We start from the raw sequence: 17,353 nt of genomic DNA on the forward strand, positions 1-17,353 counted from the left end.
TTGATAGCGTGAAAGACCAATTAGCCTTTATATTTGCTCATCACTAACGTTGCGTTAGTCCCCCCAAAGCCAAAGCTGTTAGACATAACTGTCTCTAATGCTTGCTCTGTCGGTTTCGTAACAATATTCAGCCCTTGAGCTTTAGGGTCTAAGTTTTCGACGTTGATACTTGGTGCAATAAAGCCATGCTCTAACATTAATAAGCTATAAATGGCTTCGTGAACACCCGCAGCACCTAAAGAGTGCCCTGTCATTGCCTTAGTGGCAGAAATAGCGGGTGAGTCATTACCAAATACTTCTTGAATCGCTTCGAGCTCTTTCGTATCACCCACAGGGGTAGAAGTACCATGTGTATTGATGTAATCAACCTTACCATCAATGCTTTGCATAGCCATTTGCATGCAACGTACTGCACCTTCACCTGAAGGGGCAACCATGTCAGCACCATCTGACGTTGCGCCATAACCAACAATTTCAGCGTAGATATGGGCACCACGAGCGAGCGCGTGCTCAAGCTCTTCAACCACCACGATACCACCGCCACCTGCAATAACAAAACCATCGCGGTCAGTATCGTAGGTTCTTGATGCTTTGCTTGGAGTATCATTGTATTTTGTTGACAATGCACCCATTGCATCGAATTCACAGGTCATTTCCCAGCTCAACTCTTCACCGCCACCTGCAAATACAACGTCTTGTTTACCTAACTGGATCAATTCAACTGCATGACCAATACAGTGTGCAGAAGTGGAGCAAGCAGAGCTGATTGAGTAGTTCACCCCTTTAATTTTAAAAGGTGTTGCTAAGCAAGCTGAGATCCCAGATGCCATAGCTCGTGTAACCATGTAAGGGCCTACACCACGAAGGCCTTTTGCACGCATACCATCAGAGCCAGCAACTTGGTTACGCGGAGAGCCCCCGCCAGAACCAACCACTAAACCAGTACGTAAATTCGAAACTTGTTCGTCTGTTAAACCCGAATCACTAATTGCCTGCTCCATAGACAGATAGGCGTAAACTGAGCAATCACTCATGAAACGGCGGATCTTACGATCAATCAGACCGTCAGTATCCATTTTTACATTACCCCAGACGTGGCTACGCAGCCCCGCCTCTTTGAATTCTTCTGAGAAAGTGATCCCGGAACGACCTTCCTTCAGAGAAGCCAGTACTTCTTCCTGGTTATTACCAATACTGGAAACAATACCCAGGCCAGTGATGACTGCACGCTTCATTCATTACCTCATGTCTTTTAATAATGTGAGTACGGGATTACAGGTTGTCACTTTAGCTTACACTTGTAAGCTGAACAAGTCCGATCAGGGTAAATATTTGTATTTTTTTTTCATCGAACATAATAACATTTTTGTTCAAAGGTAGCCTTGATGCCTGTTCGGCGCTAAAATTCAATGATTATTTGGATAAGAACAGGCATAAGTGTGAAAAAGTCAGCCGTGCAAACAGCCCGCCTTAGCTGGAATGATGAAGGTACGCCAGTATCAGAACAATTTGATGATGTCTATTTTTCTAATCAAGATGGACTTGAAGAAACTCGCTACGTTTTTTTACAAGGAAATCAATTTCCAACGCGCTTTGAAATACATCCTTTTGAAACCTGTGTTATTGCCGAAACAGGCTTCGGTACTGGGTTAAACTTTCTTACTTTATGCCAATGTTTTGAAGAGTTTAAGCAAAATCATCCCAACGCAAAACTACAACGCTTACACTTTATCAGTTTTGAAAAATACCCCCTCAGCCAAGAAGACCTAAAAGCAGCCCACAGCCGTTGGCCTGAGCTAGATCCACTCTCCCAAATGCTCTGTGAAAAATGGCCTGATCCCCTACCCGGTAACCAACGTATTATCTTAAAAAATGGGGAAATCATTCTTGATTTATGGTTTGGTGACGTAAATGAACAATTACCTCTACTTAATAGCAATTTAAACAATAAGATAGATGCTTGGTTTTTAGATGGATTTGCACCTTCTAAAAACCCACAAATGTGGAGCGAACAACTGTTCACTGCAATGGCTAAATTTGCCCGCCAAGGAGGCACTTTTGCGACCTTTACCTCTGCGGGTTTTGTGAAACGCGGATTACAACAAGCGGGTTTCACTATCAAAAAAATTAAAGGTTTTGGTCGTAAACGGGAAATGTTAACAGGCAGCTTAGCGGATAAGCATGACGAAATGATGACACCTTGGTTCGCTCGTCAGCCAGCTGCAATACCAACCGATGTTGCTATCATAGGCGGAGGTCTCGCCAGTTTAACCACCGCCTATGCCTTAAATCAGCGCGGTGCTAACGTCACGCTCTATTGCAAAGACCAACAAGTGGCACAAAATGCTTCTGGCAACCGCCAAGGGGCGGTCTACCCACTTCTCAATGGGCGTGATAACCCTCTAGAGCGTTTTTTCGTCAGTGCGTTCCCTTATGCGCACCGCTTTTATCGTCATCTTTCCCAATCGGGGATCCCATTTGATAGCCAATGGTGTGGTGTTTCTGAGCTAGCCTACCATGAAAGAAGCCGCAAAAAAATTGATGCGATGCTGCAAACTGAGTGGCCTGCTGCGTTCGCGGCTGCAAAGACACGTGAGCAGTTAACCGAGTTAGCAGGTCTTGATGTTAACCATGCTGGTATTCATTATGCTAAAGGGGGATGGCTTTGCCCCGCTCAATTATGTGAAAGCCTTATGCGCTATCTCGCTGAAAAAGGCGTTCAATTTCATTTTAATCACGATGTTGAGCAATTACAGCATTCTGAGGAAGGGTGGACTTTATCAGCGAATGTTTCCGGCAAACAGCAACAATATTTGCATCAAACGGTTGTCATTGCTAATGGTCATTTACTTACCCAGTTTCAACAAACCCAACAACTTCCAGTGACCCCCGTGAAAGGGCAAGTGAGTCATATCCCAACGACACCATCATTAAGCCAACTTAACAATGTATTATGCTATGAAGGTTATTTAACCCCAGTAAATCCCAATAACCAGCAGCACTGTATTGGGGCAAGTTACCAGCGTAACCACTTAGATTTTGCATACAGTGAAGTAGACCAGCAAGATAATCGCCAAAAACTGCTCAATAGTTTGCCCGATGTGAGTTGGCCAGAAGAGGTTGATGTTTCTGCTCAACAAGCTCGCCAAGGGATCCGCTGTGTGATCCGCGACCATATGCCACTAGTGGGGAATATCCCTCACTTTACGCAATTAATGGCAGCTTATGAAAATTTACCTGAACAGATGGAAAAACAGGCAAATATTGTACTCGCCCCAACCTATCCTAATCTCTTTATCTTAGGGGCGTTAGGCTCACGAGGGCTTTCAACCGCGCCTTTGTGTGGTGAGTTACTCGCCGCACAAATCTTTAATGAACCACTGCCTTTAGATGATGAAACGTTAGCCGCATTGCACCCTAACCGCTTTTGGGTGAGAAAATTGCTCAAAGGCCGTGAAGTTAAAGTGATGCTACAAGAAAACATCATAAAATAACTGAATCCTGTGCTCTATTGACGTAATAATATCGAGCGCTTTATCGCTTAAAAAGCGATATGAATGAACAGCAAAAAATAGCCGCATTCGTTCAATGCGGCTATTAACGTCTAAAAACAGTAAGTTACTGCTATCTTAATTCGGACGGACTGTTTTAATCCTCATTGCACAACGATCAGCAGCATTAAACCCAGCATCAATTTCTTGTTGTAGAATTTCTTCTAGCTCAGTGGGTAGAGCCTCTTCATCAATGATAGAAAATCCAAAACGCTGATAATACGGTGCATTCCAAGGGATTTCACGGAAAGTGGTTAGCGTCACATAGTCAAAGTGATGTTGTAACGCATAATGGAGAATATGCTGAATTAATGCCCGACCTACGCCCTTACCCTGCCACGATTGGCACACAGAAATTTCACCGATATGGAGGCTATGCGTTAATTTGTCGACATTAATAAAGCCAATGGGCTGATCGTCATTATCTACCGCCACCCATTCCCTATTGTCCTGAATAAACTGTAGATGATCTTGCTCTGATTGCACTTCATCGTCAGCAATCCAAGCAAATTGATGATGACCACGAAATACTTGCGCGGCAGAGCGCTCGATAGTAGGGAGTTTTTTTGCGTCGCACGGCTGTGCTTGGCGAATATGAAACATAAAATAAACCTATAAAAAAGAGGAGCTTCCTCCTCTTAATAATCAATATAGTGTGAGATTAACGCACGTCATCCAGTAAGGATTTCCACATACCTAAAACCAGCACTTGATCTGGTGGGGTGAGCTCTCCCCCTTTAATTGCCTGCTGAATACTCTCTTCAACACGTTGATAAAGTGCATCAACACTGGTTTCATTCTCTTGTTCAAGCTCTGCGACAGCAAGGGTTAGATGCCCACGCAAATAGCCGCCCGCAAATAATTCATCGTCACTTGCGTGTTCGACCATATCATCAATTTTTGTCAGTATGCGTGTTTCAAAATCCGCAAGCATGCTTAATCCTTACTCTCGTTAATGTGTCATTAGGCAAAAATATCTTCCGGATAAGGGAAGTCTTCTGCACAAAGTGGTGGAGTATTGTAAAACGTTTGTAACGCGTTCACAAAGCGTAATGGCCTTTCAGGAATACCATTTGCTAAATATTCCATCACTTGGCCATGTACTTTGCGCTGAAATGCGATACGGTCAGGCTCAAAATCCCCTTCTAGATTGTCGCAACTGACATTAAAAGGAATGCCAGCCGCTACACAAAATAACCAATCTAACGCCTGAGGTTTGATTTCAACGACTTCAAATGCACATTGCGTTTTTTCATCACGACCATCGGGGCAATACCAGTAGTCATAATCGACTTGCTGGCGTCTTGCCTCTCCCGCAATGCACCAATGCGAAATTTCATGCAGTGCGCTGGTGAAAAAACCATGTGCAAAGACAATGCGATGATAAGGTGTTTGCTCATCGGCCGGTAAATAAACTGGCTCATCGTCACCTTTCACCAATTTGGTGTTGTACTCTTCGCCAAAGCACTGTTCAAAAATATCAATCAACTGCTGATAATGATGTTTAATCATGGAAATTCAAATCATTTTAAAATAATGAAACAACCCAAGCTTTGATGGCATCGCCATGGCTGTCATGGAGCAATTTAATACTCATCAGCAAAGAGATGATCACAATCATTGGCCTGATCAGTTTTTGCCCTTTCGTTAACACCAAGCGAGCGCCTAGTCTTGCGCCAACCATTTGGCCGATAAGCATAACAAAACCGAGCACCCAAAGAACATGACCTCCGATAATAAAAAATATTAAAGAGCCAAAATTTGAGGCAAAGTTCAGTAACTTAGCATGGGCAGTCGCTTTAGCAAGGTTATACCCCAACAATAACACATAGCCTAATGCTAAAAATGACCCAGTTCCCGGCCCAAATGCGCCATCATAAAAACCCATCGTCATACCAACAGCAACCCCAAAAACAGGCATACTAATACGTTGCTTACGATCTTGTGCACCAATTGACGGTGTTAACAAAAAGTACAGGCCAACGCAGATAACCATGATAGGCAAGAGCTGTTTGAGAAAATCCGTATTAATCATTTGGATCAAGATGGCGCCTAACATGGCACCAATGATCGTCATGATAAAGGGGAACATTTGCTCTCGTAAGTTAATCGCTTTACGTCGAACAAAATAGAGTGACGATGAAAACGAACCTCCAACTGCTTGGAGTTTGTTAGTTGCAAGTGCCTCAACAGGCGTTATACCGACAGAAAGTAATGCAGGGATGGTTAATAACCCCCCGCCGCCAGCTATGGAGTCAATAAATCCCGCGAACAATGCAACACAGAAAAGTAATAAATAAATTTCAGGTGCAACAACAGTCAGCCAATCCATTTTTAATCCAAGTAACAGAATTGCCATTACGGCGATACGTAATCTACTCTGCCGCTGATAAACAAATATAAGCCCACAGAGTATCACTGCCCAGATGAGGTATTTTTAAGGAGGCATCATCCAAACCTTCATATTAACAATAAGGGAGACGATGCCCCCTTACGCACTCTTTACGACAATCCTGAAAATGGTTTCATTGTGGGTATAACATCAGCACATTGCCCACGGTGACGCAAATAGTGGTCCATCAATACAATCGCCATCATTGCTTCTGCAATAGGTACGGCTCGAATACCAACACAAGGGTCATGTCGACCTTTGGTGATCATTTCAACTTCTTCACCATCACGATTTAGCGTTTTACCTGAAACGGTAATACTGGAGGTTGGCTTCATCGCGATATGCGCAATAATAGGTTGGCTGCTACTTATCCCCCCTAGAATGCCCCCAGCGTGGTTTGAAGTGAAGCCCTCGCGAGTGATTTCATCGCGGTTTTCACTCCCTTTCAGGCCAATTACTCCAAAACCATCCCCAATTTCAACCCCTTTAACAGCATTAATACTCATTAAAGCATGAGCAATATCTGCATCTAAGCGGTCAAATACAGGCTCTCCCAATCCTGCTGGTACATTCTCAGCCACGACAGTCACTTTCGCGCCAATCGAATCTCCCTCTTTTTTTAGCCCTCTTAGTAACTCATCTAGCGCTTCTAATTGACTAGGGTCAGGGCTGAAAAAAGGGTTTTGCTCAACAATAGACCAATCTTTGATTTCACATTTCACTGGCCCCATTTGTGTCAAACAGGCACGTATCGTGATCCCCAATTTTTCTTGTAGGTATTTTTTAGCGATTGCTCCAGCCGCAACACGCATAGCCGTTTCACGAGCAGAAGAGCGCCCGCCTCCACGGTAGTCGCGCTGACCATATTTTTGTTCGTAGGTATAATCTGCGTGCCCTGGTCTAAAGACATCTTTAATTGCGCTGTAGTCTTGAGAACGTTGATCGGTATTTTCAATCAATAGGCCTATGCTGGTTCCCGTAGTGACGCCATTAAATACCCCAGATAGAATTTTGACCTGATCAGGCTCTCGACGTGCAGTAGTATAACGAGACGTTCCCGGACGGCGGCGGTCAAGATCCCCTTGTAGATCGGCTTCTGTTAATGCTAGCCCTGGTGGCACACCATCAATGATGCACCCCAAAGCCAAGCCATGAGATTCCCCAAAAGTGGTAACCCGAAACAGTTGCCCTATTGAATTTCCTGCCATACCAAATTCCTAATTAATATTTCATGATTGTTATTTTGATGTTGTGGTTGATTAGAATGCCGCGCAATATTTTCTTAATCAATATAAAGTTGAAAATGAGCATGATGTTCAACTAATTGCTCACGCGTCAACATAAATACTCCATCACCACCATACTCAAACTCTAACCAAATAAAGGGAATTTCTGGGTATTGTTCAATCAGATGTACCATACTGTTACCGACTTCGCAGATCAATACACCCTCATCACTCAGAAAGCGTGGTGCATTTGCTAAAATACGACGCACCAATTTTAAACCATCGCTTCCCGCCGCTAGCGCCAATTCAGGCTCAACGCGGAACTCTTCCGGTAAATCATCCATATCCTCAGCATCAACATAAGGTGGATTAGTCACAATTAAATCATACTTAACGTCAGGCATATCCCTAAACAGATCAGAGCGGATAGGAATAACGCGGTGCTCTAAACCATGATTCGCAATATTGTGTTCAGTAACGGCAAGCACATCGGTCGAGATATCGACCGCATCCACTTCCGCTTCAGGGAATTCATACGCACAGGCGATTGCGATACAGCCACTCCCTGTACACATATCAAGTATCGTTCGCGGCTCATCAGCCAACAAGCCAACAAAATGGTTGTTGATAAGCTCTCCAATTGGTGAACGAGGAATTAATACACGCTCATCCACATAGAACTCATGTCCACAGAACCACGAACAGTTAGTCAGGTAAGCCACTGGAACACGCTCATTAATACGACGCAATACACGTTCAATGATACGATGACGCTCCGTTGGAGTCAGGCGCGAGGTCAATAGTTCATCCGGTACATCAAGAGGTAAGTAAAGCGTTGGTAGCACTAATTGTAACGCTTCATCCCATGCATTATCAGTACCGTGACCATAATAAACATTGGCAGCATTAAAGCGGCTCATTGTCCAACGTAAAATGTCCTGAATGGTATGAAGCTCAGCAACAGCTTCATCAACGAAGATCTTTTCCAAGAAGGGTTTCTCCAGACTGTATATCGAAAGTGTTCAAGTTTGCCACGAAGTGAGACACAAATCAGCAGATTAATACAATAAAATCGCGAGGAAAACAGAGGGGAAGCTATTTAATGTCAAAAGGCCCCCTGTTTAAACTGGAGGCCTCTTAGGATAAGTCGTTATTCTACCGACTCAGCGTTGTAATTTACGTCAGTCTCCGCATTGGGTTGTTTAACCCACAGTGCATAAACGACGGCTAAAATCACCAACCAAACAATACCCACATATAAAGCAATACGTGTATCTTCAAAATAACCGAGTACCCCAAAGATAAATAGCATAAATATGATGGCAAGTGCTGGACCAACTGGCCATAATGGTACAGGGAATTTCAGTTTACTCACCTGCTCTGGCGTCATTTTGCGGCGCATGGCTACCTGTGATACCAAGATCATCAGCCATACCCAAATCGTGGCAAAGGTTGCAATCGATGCAATCACTAAGAACACTTTTTCAGGGATCAGATAATTCAATACCACCCCAACCAGCAAAATAATTGACATCACCAGTACGGTCATCCATGGCACACCATTTTTGGTCAGTTTAGTGAATACTTTCGGCGCCTGCCCTTCGTGTGCCATACCATACATCATACGGCCCGCCCCAAAGATGTCACTGTTGATAGCGGAGATTGCTGCGGTGATCACTACCACGTTCAAAATGTTTGCGGCCGATGCAATGCCTAGGCTATCAAAAATTTGTACAAATGGACTGCCTTGGTGACCAATTTGATTCCAAGGGTAAATACACATTAAGACAAATAAAGTTAAGACATAAAAGAGTAGGATACGAATTGGTACCGCATTGATAGCACGAGGAATTGTTACGTCAGGATTTTTAGCTTCACTTGCCGTAATACCAATGACTTCAATGCCCCCAAAGGCGAACATTACCACGGCAAACGATGCGATAACCCCTCCGATCCCATTTGGCATAAAGCCACCGTGCTCAAATAGGTTTGTAATACCGACTGCATGCTCAGAGGCTTGCCCAAAACCAAACACCATAATCGCCGCACCGCCGATGATCATCGCGATAATTGCAACAATTTTGATGATAGAGAGCCAGAACTCCATTTCACCAAATACTTTTACATGACAAAGGTTAATTGCCCCGATAAAACAGATGATACTCAAAACCCAGATCCACTGAGCGACCTCAGGAAACCAGAGCTTCATATAAAAACCAAATGCGGTGACGTCTGCTAAGCAGACAATGAGCATTTCAAAAACATATGTCCAACCAGCAAAAAAACCTGCTCGTGGACCTAAATAGTGACTTGCATACTGTGAGAAGGAGCCAGCAAGGGGATTATGTACCGCCATTTCCCCTAGGGCGCGCATCACCATAAAAACCGCCGCGCCACCAATAATATAAGCAATTAAAACCGCAGGGCCTGCCGTTTCAATCGCTTTTGCTGAACCATAAAAAAGACCTGTACCAATCGCTGCCCCGAGGGCCATAAACCGGATGTGACGCGCAGAAAGTCCACGCGTAAGTTTTGTTGTGCTTTGCATGATTTATCCTTCGTTTTTTATATACCCTAAATCATTCAAGCTACTTATCAGAATGATGAGTAGACACAAGCTCACTAAGGTGACAGACAGATATCTATCTCTCATGTCGCTTGAAGATTAATGGGTACTATTTTTAATAATGGTCGTGCAGATAAATACTACAAGCGGCCGATACATTGCCGACCGCTTATTATTTGCGTGATGTATTATTTAGGAAAAACCGAGTTTTCAGGGAACAATGTTGATAGCTTTTGTTCCGTAATGAGCTGAATTGCCGCATCAATATCAGGGGCAAAATAGCGGTCTTTATCATAATACGCGACTTTATCACGCAATATGTGACGGGCTTTTTCTAATACCTCGCTTGATTTTAAGCCCTCACGGAAGTCGATCCCTTGACATGCCGATAACCATTCAATGGCTAAAATGCCTGTCACATTTTTTGCCATTTCCCACAAGCGGCGGCCTGCTGCTGGCGCCATAGAGACATGGTCCTCTTGGTTTGCCGAGGTCGGTAAACTATCAACACTGGATGGGTGTGCTAATGCTTTATTTTCACTCGCCAATGCTGCCGCAGTTACCTGAGCAATCATAAAACCAGAGTTGACCCCGCCATTATTAACGAGGAATGGTGGCAATTGAGACATGTGCGTATCCATCAATAACGCAATACGTCGTTCAGACAGTGCACCGATTTCGGCTAAAGCAAGCGCGATGTTGTCCGCAGCCATTGCCACTGGCTCCGCGTGGAAGTTACCGCCAGAGATAATGTCACCATTATCAGTAAAGACTAATGGGTTGTCAGAAACAGCATTCGACTCGATTAAAATTACCTCAGCCGCTTGACGAATTTGCGTCAAACAGGCCCCCATCACTTGAGGCTGGCAACGTAACGAATAAGGGTCTTGTACTTTAACGCAATTTTCATGAGATTGAGCCAACTCACTCGTTGGTGTTAACACCTCACGAAATAGTCTTGCAACATCAATTTGCCCTTTTTGACCACGCACCTCGTGGACGCGCGCATCAAATGGTTTGCGTGACCCCAATGCCGCTTCCACACTCAGAGAGCCACAAACAATACCGCTTAGCAGCAAGTTCTCAGCTTCAAATAACCCTTTTAGCGCAAACGCCGTTGATACTTGGGTGCCGTTTAATAGTGCTAGACCTTCTTTCGCTTCCAGTTTCAACGGTTTTAGCCCTGCTTTTTCAAGTGCCGATTTAGCGCTGAGCCATTTACCTTGATAGCGTGCTTTCCCTTCACCAAGTAGCAGCAAACTCATATGCGCTAAAGGTGCTAAATCACCAGAGGCACCAACTGAACCTTTAGCAGGAATAAAGGGATAAACTTGGTGATTCACTAACGCAATTAGGGCTTCAATCACTTCTAATCGAATACCAGAGAAGCCACGAGCTAAACTATTAATTTTTAAAACCATAATCAGACGAACCAATTCGTCATCAAGCGGTTCACCCACGCCCGCTGCATGTGACATCACAATAGAGCGTTGCAGCGATTGCAGATCTTTTGCAGCGATTCGGGTATTGGCTAATAAACCGAATCCTGTATTAATACCGTATGCCGTCTTATCTTCAGCAATAATCTTATTTACCGTTGCCACACTTTTTTCGATTGCCAAATGAGAGCGTTTATCGAGAGCAACCGTTACAGGCTGTGCAAGCACAATACGCAAATCATTCAGTGACATTTTTCCTGGATGGATAGTTAACTTAGTCATGCCCGGCTCCTCTTAGCGTGTTTTTAACATCGGTAGGTTAAGATTTTTTTCTTGTGCGCACTGAATCGCTATATCATAACCCGCATCAGCGTGGCGCATGACACCTGTCGCTGGGTCATTGTGTAGAACACGAGCAATCCGCTCAGCAGCTTCATCAGTGCCATCGCACACAATCACCACCCCTGAATGTTGAGAGAAGCCCATACCGACCCCTCCACCATGGTGTAATGAAACCCATGTTGCTCCACTTGCTGTATTCAATAAGGCATTCAGTAAAGGCCAATCAGAGACGGCATCTGAACCATCTTTCATCGCTTCTGTTTCGCGGTTTGGGCTGGCAACTGATCCTGAATCAAGGTGATCTCGACCAATCACGATCGGCGCTGAAACTTCACCGCTTCTTACCATTTCATTAAAAGCTAAACCTAATTTCGCCCTATCCCCCAAGCCAACCCAACAAATACGTGCGGGTAAGCCTTGGAAGCTGATACGTTCACGCGCCATATCTAACCAACGATGTAAATGCTTATCGTCAGGTAAAAGCTGTTTTACTTTTGCATCTGTTTTATAAATATCTTCAGGATCACCGGATAACGCCACCCAGCGGAAAGGACCAATACCGCGACAGAATAATGGGCGAATATAAGCAGGTACAAACCCAGGGAAATCAAAAGCATTTTTGACGCCCATTTCAAGGGCCATTTGACGGATATTGTTACCATAATCAAATGTTGGAATGCCTTGTTTTTGGAAGGCGAGCATCGCTTTAACATGTTCAGCCATCGATGCTTTTGCTGCTTTCGCTGTGCCTTCAGGATCTTTCACGCTACGCTCGCGATACTCTTCCCAACTCATCCCAACAGGTAAATAACCATTGAGAGGATCGTGAGCACTCGTTTGGTCGGTAACCATATCTGGGCGAACGCCACGTTTCACTAACTCTGGTAAGATTTCAGCCGCGTTAGCACATAAGGCGATTGATACAGCTTTCCCTTCCGAGGTGTATTTTTTGATACGCGCCAATGCATCATCCAGATCGGTCGCTTGCTCATCCACATAACGGGTACGCAAGCGAAAATCAATACGGCTTTGTTGACATTCAATATTCAGTGAACAGGCACCCGCGAGTGTTGCTGCTAACGGCTGCGCCCCGCCCATACCGCCTAACCCTGCCGTGAGTACCCAGCGCCCAGTTAAGTCACCATTATAATGTTGGCGCCCTGCTTCAACGAAAGTTTCATAAGTCCCTTGAACAATGCCTTGGCTACCAATGTAAATCCAGCTACCCGCCGTCATTTGACCATACATTGCCAACCCTTTCGCATCCAATTCGTTAAAGTGTTCCCAGTTAGCCCAATGTGGTACAAGGTTTGAGTTTGCGATTAATACGCGAGGGGCATTTTCATGGGTTTTAAAGACGCCAACGGGCTTGCCAGATTGGACCAGTAGAGTTTCATCACTCTCTAAATTTTTAAGTGTTTCAACAATTTTGTCATAGCACTGCCAATTACGTGCCGCACGACCAATACCGCCATAAACGACCAGTTCATGTGGATTTTCGGCAACATCAGGATCTAGGTTATTCATCAGCATACGTAAAGGGGCTTCAGTCAACCAGCTTTTCGCGCTGAGAGTGTTACCTCGTGGTGCTCTGATATCACCATTTCTGTATTTATTATTTATCGTTGTCACATTCATACCCTCTTTCGATAGATTCAGCTTGTACTGATAACGTCTTTATATAGGTATAGTTGTATATACATGTACAATCAATACCCTATTTAACATCAAAATTGAGAATGAAATGCAGATAAATAATAATTACATATTATGTTTCAATGGATTATAAAAAAACCACATCAAATTGGTGGTTAAATTTTCTTCTAAATCTGCCAGTGAGATCACATTAAATTTACAATTAATTCACATATTTCAAGGGTTTTAGCGGGAAATATCAAAATTCACCATGAGATTAAGATAAACCTTCTACTCATGGTCAATATAGACGTGATTTTCAACATTTATTCGATAAAATACGCTAGGAAAGCAACCCCATAAAATAGCGTTGCCTTGAGATACTAAGAGGTAAAATGCCCTTTCAATTTATAGCGATGCCCCGGAAATAATAATTTCGTGCTAGTCACCACAAATGATTGGGACCATGTACGTCTTGAAATTAATAAGCAAGAAGAGCCTAACGCAATATTCAGCCATTTAGCGGCGCGCTCATCGGCTTCAATGGCCTCAACGATATGCTCACCTTCTGTTAATGGCGCCACCATAGAAAGGTAATCATGAGGAGTGATGGTCAAAAAGTCTTGTTGTAGATAATCAGGAGCCGCTAGCGCATTGACATACCGATCTTCAATTTGCACTGGTACATCATTTTCGTAATGAATAATAATTGAATGGAATACCCTTGTTTCAGGGGCGATATTCAATTCCGCAGCCAACGAAACCGATGCAGCAACCTCTTCTAGCTTGATAATTTTACAGCTATATTGATGATTTCTTGCCAGAATTTCGGACTCGATGCTATGAACTTCAAATAGCGCTGATTGGCCTTTTGGCTCTGCGACGAATGTACCGACCCCTTGAACCCTGACTAACAGCCCTTCTGCTGTCAGCTCCCTTAATGCACGATTTGCCGTCATACGGCTACATTCGAATTGTTTGACCAATTCAGATTCCGAGGGAACACGATCATTCGCCTGCCACTCACCTGTATGGATTTTTTCTGTTATTAACTGTTTTACTTGCAAATAGAGCGGGATCGGGTTGTCTCTATTACCTTTTTTTTCTGCTGTCACAATCGTTTCCATTTTAAAAAGTAAAATGCCAAACCCTTAAAGTAAAAACTTAGGGTTACCGTTATACTATTAAGTTGTGCTATCAAATAGCGGATATTCTGACAGTCGCAAATAAAACTTAACCCTCTGTAAATATCCTACAAGTCTATTTACCAATTAAAGGCTAACAAAAACCCCTTACGGCATATATTACCACACAACAAATTGATAATGTTGGCAACACCAAACAATAGGAATTTTATGATTTAATGAATTTCTAACAAAAATAACTAATAATCAGCTGATTTTATCGACATTATTCTATTTGAAGGAACGGTTTATATTCTCATCCCGTTCCTACTCCACCAGCGTGCAAACTATCTGATACTTTAATTCACTTATGAGTTATGATGACTAATATTGCCTTGATAAACTCGCATATATAATGGCTGGCTACCTTGCTCATAAATCATCTCAACGGGGTCAACCGCATTCCAAACCACAAAGTCAGCCTGATAGCCGACCTTAAGCTGTCCATGGCTTGCCTCGCGACCTAATGCTTTCGCAGCATGACAGGTAACTCCAGCCCATACTTCTTCAGGTGTTAATCTAAATAGTACAGCAGCCATATTCATGATCATACGTAGTGAAGCGAAAGGGCTTGTGCCAGGGTTAAAATCCGTTGATACCGCCATTGGTATTTGATGTTCACGCAACAGTTCTATAGGTGGCAATTTTTTCTCTCTCAAGAAATAAAAGGCGCCCGGAAGTAAAACGGCTACTGTTCCACTCTCTTTTAGTGCACGAATACCATTAAGATCAAGATACTCAATATGATCAACCGACAACCCCCGATAACTAGCAACCAGTTCGCTGCCTCCAAGGTTGGACAACTGCTCAACATGCCCCTTGACTGGGATCCCCAATTTTTGTGCGGCTGCAAATAGTTTTTGGCTCTGTTCTAGCGAAAAGCCCACCGTCTCACAAAAGACGTCAACGGCTTCAAATAACCCTTGCTGCCACAATGTTGGCATAATATCCGTACAAATTAGATCGATATATTCATCAGCTTTATCTTTATACTCAGGCGGTACCGTATGCGCTGATAGCAAAGTTGAACTGACTGTTACTGGGTATGCTTCGGCTAATTTTTTGGCAACCATGAGCTGTTTTTGCTCACTCTTCAAATCCAAGCCATAGCCTGACTTCATCTCAATGGTTGTGACACCTTCACGGATCAGCGCCTCTAATCGCGGTTGTGAAACCTGATAGAGTTCATCTTCATTTAACGCTCGCGTGGCACGTACAGTAGAGTTAATCCCACCACCTTGTTGGCTAATAGTCTCATAAGAGACACCATTCATCCGCTGCTCCCACTCGGCCGCACGATTGCCACCAAAAACCAAATGCGTATGGCAATCAATTAAACCTGGTGTAATTAAGCGCCCTTCTAGATCCACTACTTTACAATTAGCTGTATCTAACTCACCTTTTGGTTCAATCGCCACGATCTTATTCTCTCGCGTGACCATATCGTGATTTTCTAAGAGTCCATATGCCACGTTAGATCCCAGATCCATTGTAGCAATGCGGCCATTTCGCCAGACGACATCATGAGCAAGTGTTTTAAATGACATAACAGATCCTATGGGTTTAATAAGTACATTTACCACTGCAATAGATAACAGGTATATATATGTATATACAATTAGTCAATACAGCTACAATTGTCAATGTAAACTGCCCATAACGTTAAAATTTTGTTAGTTAAATCTTATAATCCACAGCTATAACCTTCGTCATCAAAAATAGGTTACACTAATGTAGATAAGTACTATCTGAAAAAGATAATTAAACAGCTAGCTAAGATAATTAATCGAATGAAAAATAAATTTGAATTAGACAAAGATGACATTCATCTATTTAAAGAAGCTATTCGCGGCACAAAAAAGATAGCACAAGATCAAATCTTGCATACTCCTGTGCGAACAAAAGTCACTCATCCTTCAAGTAAAAAAGTCCAACAAGAACAAATCGATGCTTCATTTTATTTTTCAGATGAATTTCAACCTCAATTGGAAGATGAAGGCCCAACTCGCTATTTGAAACCCGGCTCTAGCCCTTACGAACTGAAAAAATTGCGTCGAGGCGATTATGTTCCTGAACTTTTTCTTGATTTGCATGGCTTAACGCAATTAGAAGCGAAACAGGAAATTGGGGCGCTGATTGCCGCATGTAAACGCGAAAATGTCTTTTGTGCGTGCATTATGCACGGCCATGGTAAGCATATTTTAAAGCAGCAAACGCCACTGTGGTTAGCCCAACACCCAGATATTCTTGCTTTTCATCAAGCACCTAAAGAATGGGGCGGGAATGCGTCACTACTCTTATTAATTGAAACTCAAGAACACATTAGGCGCTAGCAATTTTCAGCGTCTTCATATTACACAATACAACTTTAGCCATTTTTCATCACGACAACAGACCGTTTAAAAGCCCCTAGGGGCTAACTGGTCGCCATTACTGATTGACTGAGAGTAATTGAGCTGGGCTGAGCATCCAATCTAAATGGGCTTTATGGTGCTTCACATCCATTTCAATGCAGGCAATCGAAGAAGTGATAAACATCGGAGGTGCTTCATGAGGGCATAACTCTGAAACTAAATACCCGACAAGAGGTAGATGAGATACCACCAATACGGCATTCGCTCCCATTATTGCTAGGTCACGAATATGATCTGCCACAAATGCCGCATTCCCACCGGGTGTTAACATCTCCATTACCGTAGCTTGTTCAGGTAGGCTAAGATGCTCACGGACAGTTTGTAGTGTTTGCTCTGCTCGAAGATAAGGACTTACTAGGACATGATCAATCTCTGGATGACGTTTATTCAACCATTGAGCCATCAATACCGAATCATCTTTCCCTTTTTGAGTTAACGCTCTTGCCGCATCACTTGCAGCCTGTAGTGCGGCATCACCATGACGCATAATATAAACTTGCATAATCCACCATCTGAGTAGCCTAGCAAATAGCACTGGCTAATCTTTTTGTTAAAATAATTTATTGTCAGAGTCACCATCAGTGGGGCGAAAAGTGATTCTGCA

15 protein-coding genes are annotated in these 17,353 nt (G+C 43.3%); 2 read left to right on the plus strand and 13 right to left on the minus strand.

Annotated features, from left to right (window positions below; translation table 11 throughout):
• Positions 1 to 20: 20 nt before the first annotated feature.
• A complete protein-coding gene (gene fabB, locus PR675_RS07760; RefSeq protein ID WP_060561130.1) occupies positions 21 to 1,235 on the minus strand; it encodes a beta-ketoacyl-ACP synthase I in 1,215 nt (404 codons plus the stop codon).
• A gap of 204 nt (positions 1,236 to 1,439) precedes the next feature.
• Between fabB and mnmC the strand changes: the two genes are divergently transcribed.
• The gene (gene mnmC / locus PR675_RS07765) at positions 1,440 to 3,494 is read left to right on the plus strand and encodes a bifunctional tRNA (5-methylaminomethyl-2-thiouridine)(34)-methyltransferase MnmD/FAD-dependent 5-carboxymethylaminomethyl-2-thiouridine(34) oxidoreductase MnmC (RefSeq protein ID WP_204375572.1); all 2,055 of its coding nucleotides are present in this window, start codon (positions 1,440 to 1,442) and stop codon (positions 3,492 to 3,494) included.
• Between the two features lie 135 nt (positions 3,495 to 3,629).
• Here mnmC and PR675_RS07770 read toward each other — a convergent pair whose 3' ends face one another.
• From PR675_RS07770 to hutI, 11 genes are all read right to left on the minus strand, one after another.
• Complete coding sequence (locus tag PR675_RS07770) at positions 3,630 to 4,154, minus strand: GNAT family N-acetyltransferase (protein ID WP_004921217.1); 525 nt, start codon at positions 4,152 to 4,154, stop codon at positions 3,630 to 3,632.
• Between the two features lie 58 nt (positions 4,155 to 4,212).
• The gene (locus PR675_RS07775) at positions 4,213 to 4,485 is read right to left on the minus strand and encodes a YfcL family protein (protein WP_004921219.1); all 273 of its coding nucleotides are present in this window, start codon (positions 4,483 to 4,485) and stop codon (positions 4,213 to 4,215) included.
• Positions 4,486 to 4,514: 29 nt separating this feature from the next.
• Positions 4,515 to 5,063 (minus strand): elongation factor P hydroxylase, encoded by a 549-nt coding sequence (locus tag PR675_RS07780; RefSeq protein ID WP_060561132.1) that lies wholly within the window; start codon positions 5,061 to 5,063, stop codon positions 4,515 to 4,517.
• 16 nt (positions 5,064 to 5,079) lie between these two features.
• Positions 5,080 to 5,883 (minus strand): TSUP family transporter, encoded by an 804-nt coding sequence (locus tag PR675_RS07785; RefSeq protein WP_014656286.1) that lies wholly within the window; start codon positions 5,881 to 5,883, stop codon positions 5,080 to 5,082.
• 170 nt (positions 5,884 to 6,053) lie between these two features.
• A complete protein-coding gene (aroC, locus tag PR675_RS07790) occupies positions 6,054 to 7,151 on the minus strand; it encodes a chorismate synthase (RefSeq protein ID WP_004921225.1) in 1,098 nt (365 codons plus the stop codon).
• 74 nt (positions 7,152 to 7,225) lie between these two features.
• Positions 7,226 to 8,158 (minus strand): 50S ribosomal protein L3 N(5)-glutamine methyltransferase, encoded by a 933-nt coding sequence (gene prmB / locus PR675_RS07795; protein WP_004921227.1) that lies wholly within the window; start codon positions 8,156 to 8,158, stop codon positions 7,226 to 7,228.
• A 161-nt stretch (positions 8,159 to 8,319) separates the two neighbouring features.
• The gene (locus tag PR675_RS07800; RefSeq protein ID WP_014656287.1) at positions 8,320 to 9,717 is read right to left on the minus strand and encodes an amino acid permease; all 1,398 of its coding nucleotides are present in this window, start codon (positions 9,715 to 9,717) and stop codon (positions 8,320 to 8,322) included.
• Positions 9,718 to 9,923: 206 nt separating this feature from the next.
• A complete protein-coding gene (hutH, locus tag PR675_RS07805; protein WP_040133301.1) occupies positions 9,924 to 11,456 on the minus strand; it encodes a histidine ammonia-lyase in 1,533 nt (510 codons plus the stop codon).
• A 12-nt stretch (positions 11,457 to 11,468) separates the two neighbouring features.
• Positions 11,469 to 13,154 (minus strand): urocanate hydratase, encoded by a 1,686-nt coding sequence (gene hutU, locus PR675_RS07810; protein ID WP_004921233.1) that lies wholly within the window; start codon positions 13,152 to 13,154, stop codon positions 11,469 to 11,471.
• A gap of 380 nt (positions 13,155 to 13,534) precedes the next feature.
• A complete protein-coding gene (gene hutC / locus PR675_RS07815; protein WP_004921235.1) occupies positions 13,535 to 14,278 on the minus strand; it encodes a histidine utilization repressor in 744 nt (247 codons plus the stop codon).
• Between the two features lie 365 nt (positions 14,279 to 14,643).
• Positions 14,644 to 15,882, minus strand: a complete 1,239-nt coding sequence (gene hutI / locus PR675_RS07820) for an imidazolonepropionase (RefSeq protein ID WP_014656290.1) — start codon at positions 15,880 to 15,882, stop codon at positions 14,644 to 14,646.
• A gap of 243 nt (positions 15,883 to 16,125) precedes the next feature.
• On the opposite strand from hutI, the gene smrB reads away from it, so the two are divergent.
• Entirely contained in the window at positions 16,126 to 16,668 is a 543-nt protein-coding gene (smrB, locus tag PR675_RS07825) for an endonuclease SmrB (protein ID WP_004921238.1), read from the plus strand.
• A 97-nt stretch (positions 16,669 to 16,765) separates the two neighbouring features.
• Here smrB and sixA read toward each other — a convergent pair whose 3' ends face one another.
• Positions 16,766 to 17,251 (minus strand): phosphohistidine phosphatase SixA, encoded by a 486-nt coding sequence (gene sixA, locus PR675_RS07830; RefSeq protein WP_004921240.1) that lies wholly within the window; start codon positions 17,249 to 17,251, stop codon positions 16,766 to 16,768.
• Positions 17,252 to 17,353: the final 102 nt, after the last annotated feature.

The sequence above is a fragment of the Providencia sp. PROV261 genome (assembly GCF_028477945.1).
Classification (GTDB): Bacteria; Pseudomonadota; Gammaproteobacteria; order Enterobacterales; family Enterobacteriaceae; genus Providencia; species Providencia stuartii.